This is a genomic window from Vibrio zhanjiangensis, from assembly GCF_030161235.1.
Taxonomy (GTDB): domain Bacteria; phylum Pseudomonadota; class Gammaproteobacteria; order Enterobacterales; family Vibrionaceae; genus Vibrio; species Vibrio zhanjiangensis.
On the sequence record NZ_BSPW01000005.1, the window covers coordinates 38928 to 56494 of the forward strand.

Consider the following 17567-nt stretch of genomic DNA (forward strand, 5'->3'; position numbering starts at 1 on the left):
CATCAACCTTGATTACTTAATTTTGCTGAGTTCTTCATTGAGCATCGGAAGGTCTAAGCCTTGCTCTGCAGCGCATTGTTTGGCAATGTCATAACCAGCATCGGCGTGACGCATCACACCTGTGGCGGGATCGTTATGCAGAACCCGAGCTATACGTTGTGACGCGTCATCGGTACCATCGCAGCAGATGACCATTCCAGAGTGTTGCGAAAAGCCCATACCAACACCTCCACCATGATGTAGGGATACCCATGTTGCGCCACCAGCAGTATTGAGCAGCGCGTTGAGCAATGGCCAGTCTGATACTGCATCAGAGCCATCCAGCATTCCCTCAGTTTCTCTATTCGGGCTGGCAACGGAGCCGGAGTCTAAATGATCTCTTCCAATGACGATCGGAGCCTTGAGTTCGCCATTTTTTACCATTTCATTGAAGGCTTGACCCAAGCGCTCACGATCTTTAAGACCAACCCAACAAATGCGGGCGGGTAAACCTTGGAACTGGATACGTTCACGGGCCATATCTAACCAGTTGTGAAGGTGGGGATTATCTGGAATCAGCTCTTTGACTTTTTGATCGGTTTTATAGATGTCTTCGGGATCTCCTGATAGGGCAGCCCAGCGAAATGGCCCAATACCTTGGCAGAATAAAGGGCGAATGTAGGCGGGAACAAAACCCGGAAAGTCAAAGGCATTCTCAACGCCTTCTTCAAGAGCCATTTGACGAATATTGTTACCATAATCAAGAGTCGCGGCGCCACGTGTCTGAAGTTCGAGCATTGCTCTAACTTGGATGGCCATGGACTCTTTTGCCGCTTTCACCACAGCCGCGGGATCTTGTTGCCGCATTTCTTCAGCATGCTTCATCGACCAACCAATGGGCAAATATCCATTGAGTGGGTCGTGGGCAGATGTTTGATCGGTGACGACGTCAGGGGTTATGTTTCGTTCTACAAGCTCTGGGAATACGTCAGCAGCATTAGCGTGCAGACCTACAGAAATAGGCTCATCTGATTCATAAATCATTGCGAGGGCTTCATCTAGGCTTGTGGCTTTTTTATCGACGTAGCCAGTACGTAAGCGATAATCTATACGCGATTCATCGCATTCAACTGCAATCATCGAGAATCCAGCCATAGTTGCTGCCAAAGGCTGTGCGCCTCCCATCCCTCCAAGGCCACCTGTTAGAACCCAGCGGTTTTTGGTCTCACCAGCAAAATTTTTTTTCGCAACCGAGACAAAGGTTTCGTAAGTACCTTGGACAATGCCTTGTGAGCCGATATAGATCCAGCTCCCTGCGGTCATTTGCCCGTACATCATAAGACCTTGTTTATCCAATTCGTTAAAATGCTCCCAGTTGGCCCAGTGAGGGACGATATTTGAGTTGGCAATTAATACTCTTGGCGCATTCTTGTGGGTTGGAAAAACCCCGACAGGCTTGCCTGATTGAACAAGTAATGTCTGATCGTCTTCCAGTCTTTCAAGAACTTCTACGATTTTGTCGAAACATTCCCAATTTCGAGCGGCACGTCCAATTCCGCCGTATACAACCAGTGCATGAGGATGTTCAGCAACATCAGGATCTAAGTTGTTCATTAACATACGAAGTGGCGCCTCTGTTAGCCATGACTTCGCTCTTAATTTTGTCCCTTGAGGGGCGTGGATCGTACGGCTAGTATCGAGGCGAATATTTTCTGCTTGACGTTCCGTCATGAGTTAACTCCTTGTTTTCACGTTATCAAGGTGAATGCGGTTGACGCAAAAGCAATGCTTCTGCGTTAGTGATGCCGCGGTATCGTTGTAGGTTATTTTTCTGAGAAAGCGTTCGCTATGTCCCAACAGAGTCTGGCAGCAAGTCGTGCAGTTTGGCTGTCGACGTCGTAAGTTGGGTTGTATTCGGCAATATCTGCAATGACCAACTTTTGTTTGTAATGTAAAATCCTGTCCAAAAATAACGCTATCGTATCCATGCTGACCCCTCTTGCTGCTGGAGCACTAACGCCAGGTGCTGTTGAGGCGGGGAATACGTCGAGATCTATGGTAAGATAGATGTAGTCGCATTTATCAATAAAATGCTGTAGTTGTGTGAGATGATAGATATGATTTAGATGCGCTAAGTCTTTATCTTCGACAAACCACACGTTGAGGTCTTTAGCGCGTTCAAATAACGCTTGGGTGTTGCTTGCACGACTGACCCCCAAGCAGGCATAGTGAAATGGCCAATCGTGTTTGAGGCAATAATCATGTATTTGATTAAAAGGCGTTCCAGAGCTCGGTTTGACATCCGCATTGCTGCTTTCAAATGCGCGTAAATCGAAGTGCGCATCGAAGTTAATAATGCCAATTTTGGGTGCTTTAGCGGGGTTGAGATATTCAAAATAGCGTGCTAGCCCTAGAAAAGATGCCCAGGCTACTTCATGGCCACCACCCAAAGTGATGACTGGAGTGGAATGCAGAGCTGCTGCAATAACGTCAGCGCAGTGAGATTGATGTTGTTCAAGCAAATCGTCTTCACAGACTATGTTGCCCAGATCAATGACGACACTTTCCTTATGCCACGCCATATTCGCCAATGCACGCCGAATTAAATCAGGCGCTTTCCTCGCACCTATTCGTCCTTTATTACGTGCAACACCAGCGTCACAAGCAAAGCCCAATATACTGACTGCATTATGATACGGTTCAAGATCTTTGACTTGAAGTTGTTTAATGATGTGATGAACACGTTTACCCAAGGCACCATCTTCTTGGTCGTGACGCCCTTGCCAATGAAAATCTTGATTCGTTGTCGGTAGTTTAGACATGTTCAACTTCTCCATTTACTACTCGAGCTGTTAGTCTCGCGATGCCCTGCTGATAGCTAAAGTCTGCCGGATGTTCTACGTCCCAAATAGCGAGATCTGCGTCAAAGCCATGTTGGATTTGGCCTTTAACTTTTGCCAGTCCAAGCGCTTTTGCTGCATGACAGGTAACGCCACGTAGTGCTTCTTCAGGTGTCAGTCCAAAAAGTGTGCAGCTCATATTCATCATCATAGTCAAATCTGAGAAAGGTGAGGTGCCTGGGTTCACATCCGTTGCGATTGCCATGGGTATCTTACGTTGACGCAGCAGTTTGATTGGAGGGAGCTGAGTTTCTTTTAGAAAGTAAAAGGCACCAGGTAGTAAGGTCGCCACAGTATCAGAGTTTGCTAAGGCGCTAACGCCTTCCCCATCTAAATATTCAATATGATCCGCTGAAAGTCCTTTGTACTTAGCGGTTAGGGCTGTCCCGCCTAAATTTGATAGCTGCTCAGTATGGCCCTTAACATTTAGGCCGTATTGTTTGGCGGTGATGAAAACTTTTTCTGTTTGCTGCAAGTTAAAGCCAATCGACTCACAAAAGACATCAACACTAGACGCAAGCCTTTCTTCAGCAACCATCGGAATTATTTCCTCGCATATCAGTCGAATGTAGTCATCTGATTTGCCTTGATATTCAGGAGGGACTGCATGTGCGGCAAGCAATGTCGTAACAACGTTAACTTTTCTTCTGTCTTGCAACGCTTTAGCCGCGCGCAACATTTTAATTTCGTCTTTTAAGGTCAGTCCATAGCCTGACTTGATTTCAACCGTGGTGACGCCAGAGCGAATCAGTCCATCAAGGCGAGGTAGTGCGTATTCCACCAATTCATTTTGGGTGGCCGCTCTTGTTGCCTTAACGGTAGCGAGAATACCGCCCCCTTGTCTAGCAATTTCCGAGTAGGGCATACCATTTAGACGCATCTCAAACTCATTGGCTCGATTGCCTGCATAGACGAGATGTGTGTGGCAATCAATAAATCCGGGCGTAACGAGTTTGTACTTACAGTCGTAAATCGGTGTATCTGCGGGAAGTTGATTTGGCAAAGCGTGAAGTTTTCCTGCTTTAACATACAAATCTGTCGGCTGGGAAACTAAGTATCCTTGACTGCCGGAAACCATGGTAACGATTCTGGCGTTGGTCAGTAGCAACTCTTGTTTTTGACTGTAAGAAGTTGAATTACCGTTACCATCTATCATGCTGTTGTCCATAATCACAAATGTATATACAAATATTCATTCAGACCGAGAATTTGATCAAGAACATTGTTGATAAATTGTGATCAGAAGAGTTTTATTTTGTTATGTAAGTAAGATTTTAGAGCTCAATTTATAGCGTGTACCTGGATGATATAAAAGTGCGGAGCTTACGAGTTTATCCTCACTCCAAGTTCTACGATTGAGTAACAAACAAGGCTCATTAAGTCCCATTTTTAAGGCGCTGCGAACGGTATCATCTGCGGCAACCGCTTCGACAGTGTGTTCTATTGCACTTAACGGGCAATTATCAGAAAGATATTGGTTGGGGGTGATTTGGCTAAAATCTTGATCGAGATAGCCCGGTATGTAAAGACTATTGACCCAACGTAGTTCATATTGAATCGGGAAGTTGTCTTCCAAATGAATGATTTCGCTATAAAAAATTGGGCTTCCCAACATTATTCCAAGTTTAGTTGCGATTGAATCATCTGCTCGTAAGGCGATTTGTTTGATCACTTTACTCGAGTAAGTTTTGCCACGAAGTCTCACCTCTTCAGCAATATTCTGAATATCGAGTAACGGGGATTCTGCTTTGTCGTCGGCGATACAGACGAAAGTACCAAGCCTCGGTTTTCTGGAAAGTTTTCCTTCAGCAACAAGATCTCTCACCGCTTTATTGACCGTCATACGGCTTACTTTGAACTGTTCGGTCAGTTCTAATTCTGTTGGAATACGATGTCCGATAGGCCACTTAGCAGACTCGATATTATCAATAATATAACGCTTTATTTGCAGATATAAAGGGGATTGGCTCATGGTTGCTTATTGAATGATTATTTGACTATACAAATGTTGATTTATTTTTGACTAAATTGCAACACTGGATTATTGCCAGCTTGCTGATGTTTTAGTTAAATAAATCACTTGCGGATGAGTTTTGAAGCAGGATAATCAAGCAATATCAAGATTATAAGAAGGTAAAACTATGTTTGGTCAGTTGAAAGCATCATTAGGTATTGGGGCTGCACAAGTGGATACGGTACTCGATAGCGTTTCGTATATACAAGGGGACACACTGCAAGGTAGTGTAAACATTCAAGGGGGTGATGTTGCCCAACAAGTTGATGCAATTAACTTGAAGCTTTGTACAGAAGTGAAAATAGAAGGGGACAGCGGTACTCGTTACCAGCCATTTGTTCTAGGTACATTGGAAGCTGTACAGCCTTTTACGATTGAGGCTGGTGCAATAAAACAAGTGCCGTTTCAATTCAAACTCGACCCAGAAACGCCAATTACAGCTCTAAAAGCACGGAAAAATCAATGTCATGTATGGCTAGAAACAAGTCTTGATATTGACTTTGCTATTGACCCTAAAGATCGAGATTTCGTTGAAATAAAGCCTCTACCTGTCGTTGCAAAGCTTATTTCAGCCATTGAAAGTTCTGGCTTTACTATGACTAAAGCGGACGTTGAAAAAGGTTACTTGAACGGTGGTAGCTTTTCATCAAAGTCTGGGTGTTATCAAGAGATTGAGTTTATAAATAATAGCCTACTTAATAAAAAAGAAATCGAGTTGTCCTTTATCTTGGATGCTGATACCGTTCACTGTTTGGCCGAGGTAGATAGAGCCATGAGTTTTAGAGGGGATCAATACATCTCTTTCTCATTACACAAGGATGCAAATGATGCAGAAATACGCTCAGCATTAACTCAAATTTTGTCGGTCTAGGGTTGTTGAGAATCTCTCTCGCTTTGTGAGCCAAAACGGTATCGATAGCCAATACCAAATGCTATATCGGTACTGTTATCTGCATTAAACATATTTTCGATTATTGTCAGCTCTATTGCTGAGCTGTCAAGCAGGTAACGATAGCCAAAGGTAAATTCAGTCGAAGGTTTAGAAAACTCATCCTCACCACTTGATACCCCCTCGTGCACAGCAAGTTGTCCTATCAAGTGATGTCTTTCAAAAAGCTGATAGCGGTAACTGCTTCCAACCGTCCAAGTGCTCGAACGATAGGGCATATCTTTAAACACCGTTGGCGTATTTCGGAAAGTTAATGCCACAATTGCATCCAGTGAATGCTTATTCCGGCGATATCCGTAGTTGATTTGAATACCTTGCTCAAATTCAGAAGAGGCGAAAATACCGCTGTTCGTATTATTGTAATACACGGATAACCCAATCGATAAACCATGATGCTCTTTGGTGACGACTTGATACTGTAAATAACTGGTTAGTGCATGGCTAAGACTTTCACCACGGAAATTTTCGAGATCAATACCATATTCTGGGATATCAATAATAAATCGGTTTTTGGCTACATCCTCTCGTCCATTCTGGTCGATATTGAACCAGTCATGAAATGAGATAGTGAGTTGGTCTAAATGGTTGTTACCAGCATAGTTCCACCGATAGTTTAATTCGAGTTGCCAGTCTTGGTGCAATTGCCATCGACTCCCCACGGCTATTTGGTTTTGATAGTAATCAAGCTCATAATCTGGGGTAACCGCCCAGATACTAGAAATGGTTCCTGTTCCAAACGCTTCTAACTGGTTTTCATCCATTGAGAAACCAGAACGAAGTTGCGGTGATAAACTGTTGGTATGAAAGGGTGATTGGGTGTAACTTTGTGCCGGCCCATAATCGTTAAGCTTCGCGGCACACACCAAAAATGTAGGTAATGCAAAAATAAAAAAGCAAAGTGTTTTTATGCCATTCATAGTGCCTATTCTAATTCTTATAATACTGATATAAGGTTAGTTTAGGTTTCCAGTGTTTTCCTTCTTGGGTTTCTTGTCATTAACCAGTAAGGTTCCAAAATCTCCAAATATGAGCAAAATTTTGGAGATGTGGAAAAGTAAACATCTTATAAAGGATAGACTTTTTCAAAGTGCTCTAACACGAGTTCTGAATCCAAATTAAATGTCGCACCGACTTCATTGGCATAGTTGGTGAAAAATTTTATATGCGCATCGCGCCACCATTGGTAACTTAAGTCGCCTTCTCCTTCCAAACGGGCAAATTCTTCGGTCACTTTATTGAATGGACAAATGCACACCTTGTTGAGCCTGATAATACATACTGGCTCTTGATTCCAATTTAGGACGACACTTAACCGGCCCACTTCGGGCAGAGGTTCGTTTTCGATGTCATAAGCCTCTTTGAGACTGCAAGAGGCTTGTTTTATGCCTTGGTTTATAAGCTTGGCACATCGATTCGCATTAAATTCATCGCTGCAAAAATGTTCAGCAATTGGGTTTGTGATGTCCTGACGTTGCTCCAAAGGTAAAGAGTCTAGGTATTGATTCAAAAATGCGAGTTGTGGTGGTGTCATATCTTTTTCCTTATCTCCAGCCTCTGGGGCTGGAGAACGATGAAGTTAGGCTGCACTTAGATGTGTCGTGATGTATGGCTGCCATGCGTCTTGATAGAGTGCTTTTGATTCCATACGCATAGAACGAACTTGAGCCAATTCAAACTCGCTTAGGCTGCGACGTTGCGCTGCTGCTTGACGTTCAATAGTTTGGATTCGTTCATATAAGTCATGCTCGGGACCATTTTTTACATCAGCAATGGCTTTAAGATGTAGCTGTACCTCTGCCACTAAATTGGTTTTAGGTAGCTGCACAAGCAGATTGAGATCGCGATAGCCTGAAGCCGTTGGTTTTTTAAAGCGGTTTTTTACTTTGACTATGGTTGTTTCGCGATTAAGTACTTCATAAATAGACATTAAGCCTTCGATATCGTTTGCTACCAGTGTCGCTCTGGCAAGGTCTGTTATCCGCTCCACTTGACCATCAAGCTCATGAGCTATTTTTTCACTTGCGCGTTGAGAAGATTTTATACCTGAAAAATACGCTTGAGTTGATGTCAGCATAGCCGTACTTTTGCAGATCAATTCAAGCTCTGCTTGAGCTTGGTGGGCTTTGCTATAAAGCACATCGAAATCAGAATAGGGTTGGATGGGATTGGCTGAGGTTGTTTGAACACTATATAAACCACTGAGATTATGTTTGAACGCTTTAGAGCAAACTTGATTTTGGTCTGTAGGGCAGTTTCCTTCGCCATTGGGTGACGTTTGTATCGCAGCGAAAGCGGGCGCGCGGCCGAGCAGCAAAAGCATAAGTGCAGTGGTTCGCAAAAATAAGCTCATTTACTCTCCTTAGATTTATCGCTTCTTGGGATTTAAAGGGTGGGGTAAAAGCTCAGTCACCAAGAAGTACTTATCTCATCTCTTTACATGTGGTGGGATTGAAACAAAAACAACCTATACAAAAAGATCAATGCCATTATTTGAAGTAAATCTCATTAAATATGATTTACTTACACACATGTTTCTTATTCACTAGCGACAATTATAAGCTTCTAACCTGAACCTAATCTGAACGAATTTTGCAGCTAAAGAGATACCACTCAATCAGCGATTCAGATACGCTAGAGATCTCCAAAATGAAAAAGAGTAACAAGATGAAAGATCCCGAGTTTTGGCATAGTCGCTGGGCGGCAAATAAAATTGGTTTTCACCTTGATGATGTCAATCCATTACTGATAGAGTTTTGGTCTGAGACCAATCCCGATCGCGAAGATAAGGTCTTTGTTCCCTTATGTGGGAAAACTGAGGACCTGATTTGGCTTGCATCAAAGCATGAACATGTACAAGGCGTTGAATTAAGTGAGATTGCCGTTCGCTCTTTTTTTGCCGAGCACTTTTACACTCCTATGGTGACTTCGGTAACGGGTCAACATGACTTGCACCAGTTTGATGAGATATCCATTTATACTGGGGATATTTTTACCGCACCTTTGGAGTCTGTCGATTTAGTTTATGATCGGGCGGCTTTGGTGGCATTGCCTGAGCCCATGAGGTGTGATTATGCACGACGAATCAAAGAGTTACTAAATTCTGGAGGGCGCATTTTGCTTATCACTACAGAATATCACCAAGAAGAGATGGCTGGTCCTCCGTTTTCGGTAACAGAAAACGAAGTCAATAGGCTGTTCCCTGAATATAAAATATCGAAGCTACATCGTGATGAGGCTGATCAATCTCATCCTCGAGTTATAAAATATGGCCTCTCTAAGTTTGCAGAAGAAGTCTATTTGCTAGAAAGTTAACGATTACAACTTAATTTATGTGGGTCACTGAATATAGTGACCCATTTTGGGATTGATGATGTATAAAGTTAAGGATAGCCAATAATGAATAGAATGGCATTTCTTTATCAAGAATTAATGAATTGTTATGCAGTATAATTCAAAATTATTAATTCATATATAATTAATGTTGTTATTTATTCTAGCTAAGTACAATCATATCTAATTATAATGTTGTAATAAAATCACTTTGTTTGGATGTGATCTGCAATGTTAAATAATTGTTGCTAGATTTGTTTTTGTCATTATATTCGATACTGTATAGTCAGTTGTATAAGAGTAAATTATGACAAAAAATTATCTTAATCGGCTTATTGGTCTTTTTTCTGTATTATTATTTACCAACCAAGCAAATGCAGATCTCAATCATACTCTCCTTGATATTGATAGGTGCACATTGTTTGGTTATGAAAAACAATATCCTGACAAATGTAATTATTATTTCTTGGACTTGGCAAGCATTTCCATTCATGAAAGACAAGCATTTACCAGCACTATTTTAGGCATTGGATTTAGTTCTCCTTACACACTTATCACAAGTCCTAAAGATATCAAAGCTCGTCAAATATATATAATGGAAGAAAAAGAGTTAGATTATATCTCGAGCATTATTTATGCAATACCTCAGAAGACGTCAAAGATCCAAAGATCCACTGCCAATGTTAGTAATTCTCAAGTCATTGAGTTTGCTTTCCATAGAAGGTTTCCTATCGGTAGACAAGAAAAGGGAAATACAAACCTAAAGTTTAAGGTTAGATATTATCGAAAGTCACCTTATTTTTATAAGTTTGGTGATAAAGATAAGTTCGTAGAAATTACCTTAGATGAAGGCGCAGGCGTAAATATGGGTGACGAAGAAGACATTTATGCATCTTGGAAATATAATATCCACACTAGCTATGTTTATCGGGAGTATATAGACTCAACTAGCATAGATATAAAAGTTAATGAGAGTGATCGTCTTGATAATGGTGATATTTACCTAAACGATCTCGAGCCTAGGATGCAGGACCAAACAGACACTAGGATTGAGAAAGAGACCACCTCTTCCATTAAGCTAGGCCTGGGGCTTGCTCCAAAACTTCCCATTCAAGATATTGAATATCAGTTAACCAATAAGTACAGCATAAATAGTAGTAAGCAATTTGGATTAAAAACTCATGCATACAGAGATGGGTATCAGCTTAACTATCTCAATAACACTTATGGATCTCATTTAGAGCCAGAAGAAGGTTTTTGCAGTTTGGGTACAGCAGACGGCTGGTGTTGGGACTGGGCTAACTCAAAAGACTTTCCGTGGGACTTTAGCAAGCTAAGAGATAGAAATCCACTCTCGTTGCAGGGTCTTAGACCCGATTTTGTTGCCAAAATAGCAGCAAAGCCTCAGGTGAGTGGCTTTTCAACAATAAGTATTCGTTCACAAGTAAATACCTTGGCCCTATTTGGACAAAATCGAATGTTCTTAGGCAGAAGATACATCATCTCCAACAAGCTCTTTTCATCTGGTCCGAATCCTAATTGGCGAGAAGACCGAAATTACGAGAAACGAGCTTATACCGATGAGTTTTCTATTTTGGTTGATTGGGATAGCCCGTGGTTTTTGGGTAGTGACGCTGTAACAATAAAATCGGTCTATTTGAGCCAAAATGACGCAATGTGTTTGACAGCTGAATCCAACTACCAACTGTCATTCAAAAAGTGTGTAGAGGGGAGTAAATCCCAAGCTTTCGTCTACGATCAAGAAAAGCGTTATCGCAGTGTAGCAAATTTGGACCTATGTTTAGATACTGCAGGTGACCAATTGAGACTTAGTGATCAATGCAGTGATGACTACGCACCTAATACGCAAGTTTGGTACTGGGAAGAGCCAAATCGTTTTACAAATGATGTGTTACTGACCATTAACTCAGATCAATCAATAAATTTAATCGATGCTTCTTCTGGGTTACCGAAGGTTATCAAAGTAAACTACGATGACCCCAAACCAAATGGAACGCAGTTTACCAGTCGCTTTGCAGACTTTGGTACTGCCACCTGCTTGTGCAGTAGTAATGAATGATGTACTTTGGAAGATATCTTGATAGCATCACGTTTAGCTCAGCAGAAGAGGCATTTGCTGAGCTTTTATCTCTGGTAAACATGCACTATTTAGACACTCAAAAACGAGTGCGAATCTCTCTTTTGACATCTGCTTCAAAGCAACGAGGATAACTTTCCAGTGAGCTAAATAAATTGAGTTTATAATTTAAATTACATTTATGTCATTATTGTTGATTGGCGACGTGATTAGATGAAATTTGATCCTGATAACTCGATTAAGATTCCTATAACTACGCTCACTGTTGGGATGTTTGTGACGGCCATTGAAGACAGTGAACGGGTTCATCTTGCACATGCTGGTAGGGTGTCTTCTAGCAAAGCGATTAAGCAGTTGCAAAGCAATGGAATTAAATTTGCTTGGGTAGATCAGAGCCTTTCGACTAAAGGCAGCGTGTTTAAGCCGGTTGTCGATAATGCATCGGATACGATCACTCAACTATCGACAGCAGCAAAACGTCAGCTACCCAATCGAAAAGTTCGTCAATCGACAGCCGTGAAGATAATTCGTGATGCTCGCGAATTGGCAAATAAATTGCTAAATGAAACCTTTGACAATACCTCTCTTATTATTCCCGATTTAGAGCGGTGGGCTGAAGATCTTATTACTGAAGCTTTGGATGATACAGATGCTCTTCACTGTGTCTCTGCTTTGCGAAACAAAGATGAATATTTGCTCGAACATTCGGTCAATGTGGCAACGTTGCTCGTCACATTTGGCAAATTCATTGGTTTGTCGAGTGAGATGCTAAAGCAAATGGCAATAGGGGGTATCATTCATGATGTTGGCAAAATTAAAGTGGATAACAAGGTGTTACAAAAGCAAGGTAAACTTACGCCTGAAGAGTTTGAGCATATGAAGTTACACCAAGTTTACGCAGAACAAATCATTTCCGAGGTGTCTGGTATCAGTCAAGTTAGCCGAGATGTGTGCCTGATGCATCATGAGAAACTTGATGGCAATGGGTACCCTAATGGCCTAAAAGGAGATGAGATTCCTCTACATGGTCGCATGAGTTGTATTGTTGATATATATGATGCGCTGACTGCAGATCGTTGTTACAAGGAAGGGATGAGCTCTGCTGATGCATTTAAAGTTCTTCTTACACTGACACCTTTTCATCTTGATAAAGACTTAGTCTATAAATTTATTAATTGTGTAGGTGTATATCCAGTTGGCGCGATTGTTGAGTTGAATGATGGTAGAATCGGTATCGTTTGGACGTCAAATGTGAATGAGCCGCTTAAACCGGAAGTTAAGTGCTTTTACTCGCGTAAATATAAACGGTTCATGGATGTAAAGTTTGTTGACCTAAAGGACAAGCGCTACACGATTGATAAGGCCATAGCGCCATGTGACTTGGAAATTGATCCTACGCCATTTTTTGATATTTAACTCGAAAGGTGCCCTAAAGGCACCTATGAGATGGACAAACATATCAAATAGCTAAATAGGTGAGAGGAATGTCGGGGTTAATCGCTTCTAATGTTGATTGGGTCGTTTCTAAGTGACTACAGCTACCTTCAAGCATTTCTACCAATGTTGCGGATTCTATTTGCTCAAAAGAATGCCCAGCGAGAAGAATCTGACTCAGTGCCACTTGTAGTGGTGGCAAGCTGGGATTAAATGCAGCGTTTTCAGCATAAGAGCCCTGATAGATTTTACCGCTTTTCATCTTAATGCAGACACCACTGTAGTTTTTGGTATAGGGCGCATAACTTTTATTCAGAGCACTGAGTGCTAGGGTGATCATCTCATCTTTTTCTTCGGAGACATTACCGTGATCAATAGGTGCCATTAGACCCGATTTGATGCCAAGATCCGAAGGACCAAAAGAGTCAGGAAGGTAACTTTGAAGTGATCGTTTGCCTATGCTGGGGAGCTGGACTAAGAGTTGTTCTGCCGTTGCCAATTCATTCATAAACTGGCGGCAATGACCACAAGGACTGAAATTGATGGTGATGTCAACAATGCCTTGCTCACCTTTCATCCATGCATGACTTATTGCAGATTGCTCGGCATGTACAGTCTGACCAAGCTGGGTGCCAGCAATTTCCATGTTTGCTCCAAAATAAAGCTTTCCTGATAGTCCTTCGGCTATAGCACCAACATAAAAATTTGAAATACTCGCATGAGCATAGGCTGCTGCAAATGGAAGTAGGGCAACTTTAAGTTCACTATCGTTCAGGCCAGATATTTGTAATAGCTTGGAATATTGGTCTTTTGATAATGTGGCACCAAAGTCATCGGCAAGTACGAGAGGAGATAGAAAGCCTGCAATATTGGTAGGAGCTTCAGCGAGTGCATGCTCGAGGCGGTTTCTCATAATGAATCCTTGTTTTAACATTATTGAGCATCTACAAGCCGAAATGTTACGTATCATCTTAACGGAGTCAGATGCGGCAGTTTATTTTATGTGACATTGGAAAAAATACAGTGATCTAAATCACTATTATTGGTGTAACAAAAATGTATATTTCATGGTATGGGTGACTTCACACATGTTATCGATTGCATATCTATAAAGAGTGAACTCTACCTAATTATTAAAACTTATTTGTTTGGTGTCTCGCTATGTGGCTACCCAAAGCGCAAAAGCAAAGAACATTGGAGAAATAATAGACGTGATGACACCACATAGAACCAGTGCAAGAGAGCTAAATGCGGCATCTTGGCCATTTTTTTCTGCGCATGTCGCAGTACCAAGAGCGTGGGAAACCGTGCCCATGGTCAAACCTCTCGCAATTGGATGGGAAATTTTTAGTAGATTGTATATAGGGTAGGCACCTATTGCGCCAAATAACCCTGCAAGCATAACTAAAATGGCTGCAATTGATGGCTCGCCACCGAGATGGCTTGATATTTCCATAGCAATCGGCGTCGTCACAGATTTTCCGAGTAAACTGGCTACTAGGGTTAGATCAGCGTGCAAATATGAAGCAATAAGCGTTGTTGTAAACATTGACATGGCGCTTCCGACGCTACATGACAACATGATAATACGCCAGTTTGAACGTATTTGTGGCAGTTGTTCATACAAAGGATAAGCAAGTGCAACTACAGCTGGTTGAAGTAGATAGTTTATCCACTGGTTATCTTCATAATAGGCATCAAAAGGTATCTCAAGATAAATTAGACAAGGAATGATGACAATTAGACTGACAAGAAGCGGATTCATTAAAGGGTTTCTTACTTTTTGACAAAGCCATCGAGCGGAGAAAAAAACCACCACAGTAAAAATTAACCACATTATTTGTTTCCTTCTCGAAGTAGCCGATCGAGCATCAACGCCAGTGTAACTAGGACAACAAAACTGCCTCCGATAACACTTGCTAGCACAGGTAAAGCGTTGGCATAGAGCATATCGAAATGTTCCATTAGACCGACACTCACGGGAACAAATAGCAATACCATGTAGCGGATGAAAATTGTTGCACTTGGACGCACCCACTCAGAAGGTATGATTCCTGTGGCGAGGAGGCCAAATAAGATTAGCATGCCGATAATACTGCTTGGTATAGAAGTACCCAGTAAAGATTGAATCTCACTGCCTACAATTAAGCATGCAAAGATTAGCCCCATGGAGATGGCATACTTGAGTAGCGTTTTTGTCATGATACGTCCTGATCAACAATTACAACTTAACTATAAACACAAATACACCAGACGCTCTTGCCTAGTGTAATGATTAACCTGCTATGACCGAATTATTATTTTGAGTTGTTAAGCAAGCTTTGTTTAGTTAGGACACAGGTAGTGATTTGTCTAAGAGACCAACTTCTCGACGTATTGGTACACGGATTTTAAAATAGTAATTTTACTTTCGTCACTCTCATATTCATGAACTAAGTTTTCCAAATTGAGCATATAGTCTTCGATACGACAACCAAAGTAGTCTTGACAATGTGCAGCCCATTGGTGTTGTTCAGTTTCGCTTAATGTTGAAGGGAAGTTTCTAGCTCGGTATCGAAACAAAAGTGGCTTAATACGTTGATCATTATAGGAAATATCTAATGAACCTAAACATTCAGGGGCTGTTTCTCTAATAATGTTCATTGAAGTTCGGTCTGCCGGTGAAAAAAAACCGTCGTACAGCTGTGAATCAACGTCCTTATTATCACCATATTCTCGTTCCAATGCATAAAGTGAGACAAGTTTTTCACGGATCTCTGGATGTTTTTTGATGATATCTAGATGTTGTAAGCAAAGCTCACGATTGATACCAATAGTTGCTGCATTTTCAGCGGTGAGTGTTTTTGCAGGGGCCAAAATTGGGCATTTATTTAAATGAATAAGCTTAATGGGGACTGGAAGCTCGTGTGGCCCTAGTTCAGTGTGCCTTGTGTATAACCGTTGATTGAGCTGTTCAACATTCAGATCGAGAAGTGGTTGGGGATCTTTGGCTAAATCTATCACAATTACGGCATTTTGATTGGTTGGATGCCAAGCTAGTGGTACAACCCAACTGGTGTACTGGCACTCTCTACCTAACATGCCTGATACGTGCATAAGTGGCGTCATGTTGATGATATCAATAAGTTCATTAAGTTTCCGCTTATGACGCATGTTCAAGAAGTAATCAAACAGCTTAGGTTGAGCGGATTTGATTTTTTTTGCCATCTCAATGGTCGCGATAACATCAGCCATAGCATCATGCGCATTTTCATGTTCAATACCATTAGCAACTGAGAGATGTTCGAGTTTAAAACTGGTAAAACCTTCCTCATTTTCAGGCCAATGGATACCTTCAGGTCGAAGTGCGTGGCATGCACGCATAACATCAAGCAAGTCCCAACGCGAGTTCCCGTTTTGCCAGCTCCAAGCATATGGATCGATAAAATTACGATAACAGGTATAGCGAGTGACTTCGTCATCAAATCGGATATTGTTGTAGCCCAAGCTAGTCGTATGAGGTACCGATAACTGTTGGTGTATCTGAGCGATAAACTCGGGTTCTGGTAGTCCCTGTTTTAATGCAGTTTGTGGGGTAATTCCAGTGATTAAGGCGGCTTCTGGTGAAGGAAGATAATCAGAAGGGGGCTTACAATAAATAACCAGAGGTTCACCAACAATATTAAAGTCCATATCAGTGCGCACGCCTGCAAACTGACATGGTCTATCAAGCGCTGGGCTTGTCCCCCAAGTCTCATAATCGAAGAAGAAAAATGTTGGTTGTTCTTTGTTATTCATTCGTTGATTGCTCTATTTGAGATATTTCACCATGAGTATTGTATATCAGATGGTTAGTGAAGACCGCAGTTTTCTGACGTGACTGGTATCTGTTAACAACTATATTACTGGTGATAGTGATTAGGAGATGCAATGAAACGGCAGACTTTGGAGGCGGAAAGGACATCGGCATTGGTTGAGATCTAGCTATTGATGCTGTTTACTTAAACTTTTTCACCAGAGAACGATATTCAGGCGTTTTTTTAAACGTATCCAGCGCGGCTTGCATTTGGTTGACAACCTCGATAGGCGTACTTTTGTTGACCGCGAAGTAGTTGTCATTGAACTGAAATTGATACACCCGCTCAACAAGTCTAGTGGATACATTCAGTACTTTTAACTGTGCTTCAGCGCCTTTCCAGTTGGTCGCCCAAAGGTCGATACGGCCTTTGACAAGTTGCTGTGCGAGTAGCGCTGCGTCATGTGAGCGTATGATGTTTTCGTCCGGTACCCCCAGTTTCTCGACGCGTTTTTCTAAGCTGTCTCCTCGTATAACTCCGATACGATATTGAGCCAAATCTTGGCTTGAGATAATGTTCACTTTGCTGGTCTTTCTCGCAATTAGGAAGGATGGCGTACCTTGTGATATTGGCCCTACCCACAAAAACAAAGACTCTCGCTCTGGCTTTCTCGACGTGGCAAACAACACGCTGCCTTTTCGGTTAAGTGTGTCCTTATAGGCTCTTGCCCAAGGCAATACCGCAATATCCTCTCGGCTAAGACCTGATTTAGCATGTCTGGCTATCCCGAGCAGCACTTCAACAGAAAGCCCAGTCAAAGTCCCATCGGTATCGACAAAATTCAGTGGAGGGTATTCTTCGGTCATAAATTTAAGGTCTGCCCATGGATCAGACAGAGGAAGGGCTGCTCTCGAAACAAAAGACAGTACAACTAATGCTGTTATATAAATTGTTCGACGCATCATACACGGTATCGTTTGGCGCACAGTTAGGGTTTATATATCGAGAATAGGTCATATTTATGTGAACAGCATTATATTAAGATGAAACAGGTATGTATTATTGATTAAAATGAGTTTAGAAGAGC

At 41.8% G+C, this 17567-nt stretch carries 16 protein-coding genes; 4 read left to right on the forward strand and 12 right to left on the reverse strand.

The window, feature by feature from the left end:
- Positions 1-12 precede the first annotated feature (12 nt).
- The 4 genes from hutU to hutC form a co-directional block, all read right to left on the reverse strand.
- Positions 13-1710, reverse strand: a complete 1698-nt coding sequence (gene hutU / locus QQK21_RS01220; RefSeq protein ID WP_284190382.1) for a urocanate hydratase — start codon at positions 1708-1710, stop codon at positions 13-15.
- A gap of 92 nt (positions 1711-1802) precedes the next feature.
- Entirely contained in the window at positions 1803-2801 is a 999-nt protein-coding gene (gene hutG / locus QQK21_RS01225; protein WP_284190383.1) for a formimidoylglutamase, read from the reverse strand.
- Positions 2794-4035, reverse strand: coding sequence for an imidazolonepropionase (gene hutI, locus QQK21_RS01230; RefSeq protein WP_284190384.1), 1242 nt, complete (start codon positions 4033-4035; stop codon positions 2794-2796). Before hutI ends, hutG begins: the two co-directional genes overlap by 8 nt.
- A gap of 102 nt (positions 4036-4137) precedes the next feature.
- Positions 4138-4851 (reverse strand): histidine utilization transcriptional repressor HutC, encoded by a 714-nt coding sequence (gene hutC, locus QQK21_RS01235; protein WP_284190385.1) that lies wholly within the window; start codon positions 4849-4851, stop codon positions 4138-4140.
- Between the two features lie 169 nt (positions 4852-5020).
- Here hutC and QQK21_RS01240 point away from each other — a divergent pair, with 169 nt between their 5' ends.
- The gene (locus tag QQK21_RS01240) at positions 5021-5764 is read left to right on the forward strand and encodes a sporulation protein (RefSeq protein ID WP_284190386.1); all 744 of its coding nucleotides are present in this window, start codon (positions 5021-5023) and stop codon (positions 5762-5764) included.
- Here the strand turns inward: QQK21_RS01240 and QQK21_RS01245 are convergent.
- From QQK21_RS01245 to QQK21_RS01255, 3 genes are all read right to left on the reverse strand, one after another.
- Positions 5761-6759: a DUF3187 family protein gene (locus QQK21_RS01245; RefSeq protein WP_284190387.1), complete on the reverse strand. Its 999-nt coding sequence runs from the start codon at positions 6757-6759 to the stop codon at positions 5761-5763. The genes QQK21_RS01240 and QQK21_RS01245 overlap by 4 nt on opposite strands.
- A gap of 146 nt (positions 6760-6905) precedes the next feature.
- Entirely contained in the window at positions 6906-7373 is a 468-nt protein-coding gene (locus tag QQK21_RS01250) for an ASCH domain-containing protein (protein ID WP_284190388.1), read from the reverse strand.
- Positions 7374-7418: 45 nt separating this feature from the next.
- Complete coding sequence (locus QQK21_RS01255) at positions 7419-8192, reverse strand: nucleotidyltransferase family protein (RefSeq protein WP_284190389.1); 774 nt, start codon at positions 8190-8192, stop codon at positions 7419-7421.
- A 314-nt stretch (positions 8193-8506) separates the two neighbouring features.
- Here QQK21_RS01255 and QQK21_RS01260 point away from each other — a divergent pair, with 314 nt between their 5' ends.
- The 3 genes from QQK21_RS01260 (at position 8507) to QQK21_RS01270 (ending at position 12686) form a co-directional block, all read left to right on the forward strand.
- Positions 8507-9154, forward strand: a complete 648-nt coding sequence (locus QQK21_RS01260) for a thiopurine S-methyltransferase (RefSeq protein ID WP_284190390.1) — start codon at positions 8507-8509, stop codon at positions 9152-9154.
- A gap of 325 nt (positions 9155-9479) precedes the next feature.
- On the forward strand, positions 9480-11252 hold the full coding sequence (locus QQK21_RS01265; RefSeq protein ID WP_284190391.1) for an RICIN domain-containing protein: 1773 nt from the start codon (positions 9480-9482) through the stop codon (positions 11250-11252).
- Between the two features lie 231 nt (positions 11253-11483).
- The gene (locus tag QQK21_RS01270; protein ID WP_284190392.1) at positions 11484-12686 is read left to right on the forward strand and encodes a cyclic di-GMP phosphodiesterase; all 1203 of its coding nucleotides are present in this window, start codon (positions 11484-11486) and stop codon (positions 12684-12686) included.
- A gap of 43 nt (positions 12687-12729) precedes the next feature.
- Here the strand turns inward: QQK21_RS01270 and cdd are convergent, their stop codons facing one another.
- The 5 genes from cdd to QQK21_RS01295 all read right to left on the reverse strand — a co-directional run bounded on the left by cdd (position 12730) and on the right by QQK21_RS01295 (position 17445).
- Complete coding sequence (gene cdd, locus QQK21_RS01275) at positions 12730-13617, reverse strand: cytidine deaminase (protein ID WP_284190393.1); 888 nt, start codon at positions 13615-13617, stop codon at positions 12730-12732.
- Between the two features lie 246 nt (positions 13618-13863).
- Positions 13864-14541 carry a CidB/LrgB family autolysis modulator gene (locus tag QQK21_RS01280; protein WP_284190394.1) on the reverse strand — a complete coding sequence of 226 codons (678 nt, stop codon included), beginning with the start codon at positions 14539-14541 and terminating at the stop codon, positions 13864-13866.
- Positions 14541-14906: a CidA/LrgA family protein gene (locus QQK21_RS01285; protein WP_284190395.1), complete on the reverse strand. Its 366-nt coding sequence runs from the start codon at positions 14904-14906 to the stop codon at positions 14541-14543. Before QQK21_RS01285 ends, QQK21_RS01280 begins: the two co-directional genes overlap by 1 nt.
- 150 nt (positions 14907-15056) lie before the next feature.
- Complete coding sequence (sbcB, locus tag QQK21_RS01290) at positions 15057-16481, reverse strand: exodeoxyribonuclease I (RefSeq protein WP_284190396.1); 1425 nt, start codon at positions 16479-16481, stop codon at positions 15057-15059.
- Between the two features lie 199 nt (positions 16482-16680).
- Entirely contained in the window at positions 16681-17445 is a 765-nt protein-coding gene (locus QQK21_RS01295) for a substrate-binding periplasmic protein (RefSeq protein ID WP_284190397.1), read from the reverse strand.
- Positions 17446-17567: the final 122 nt, after the last annotated feature.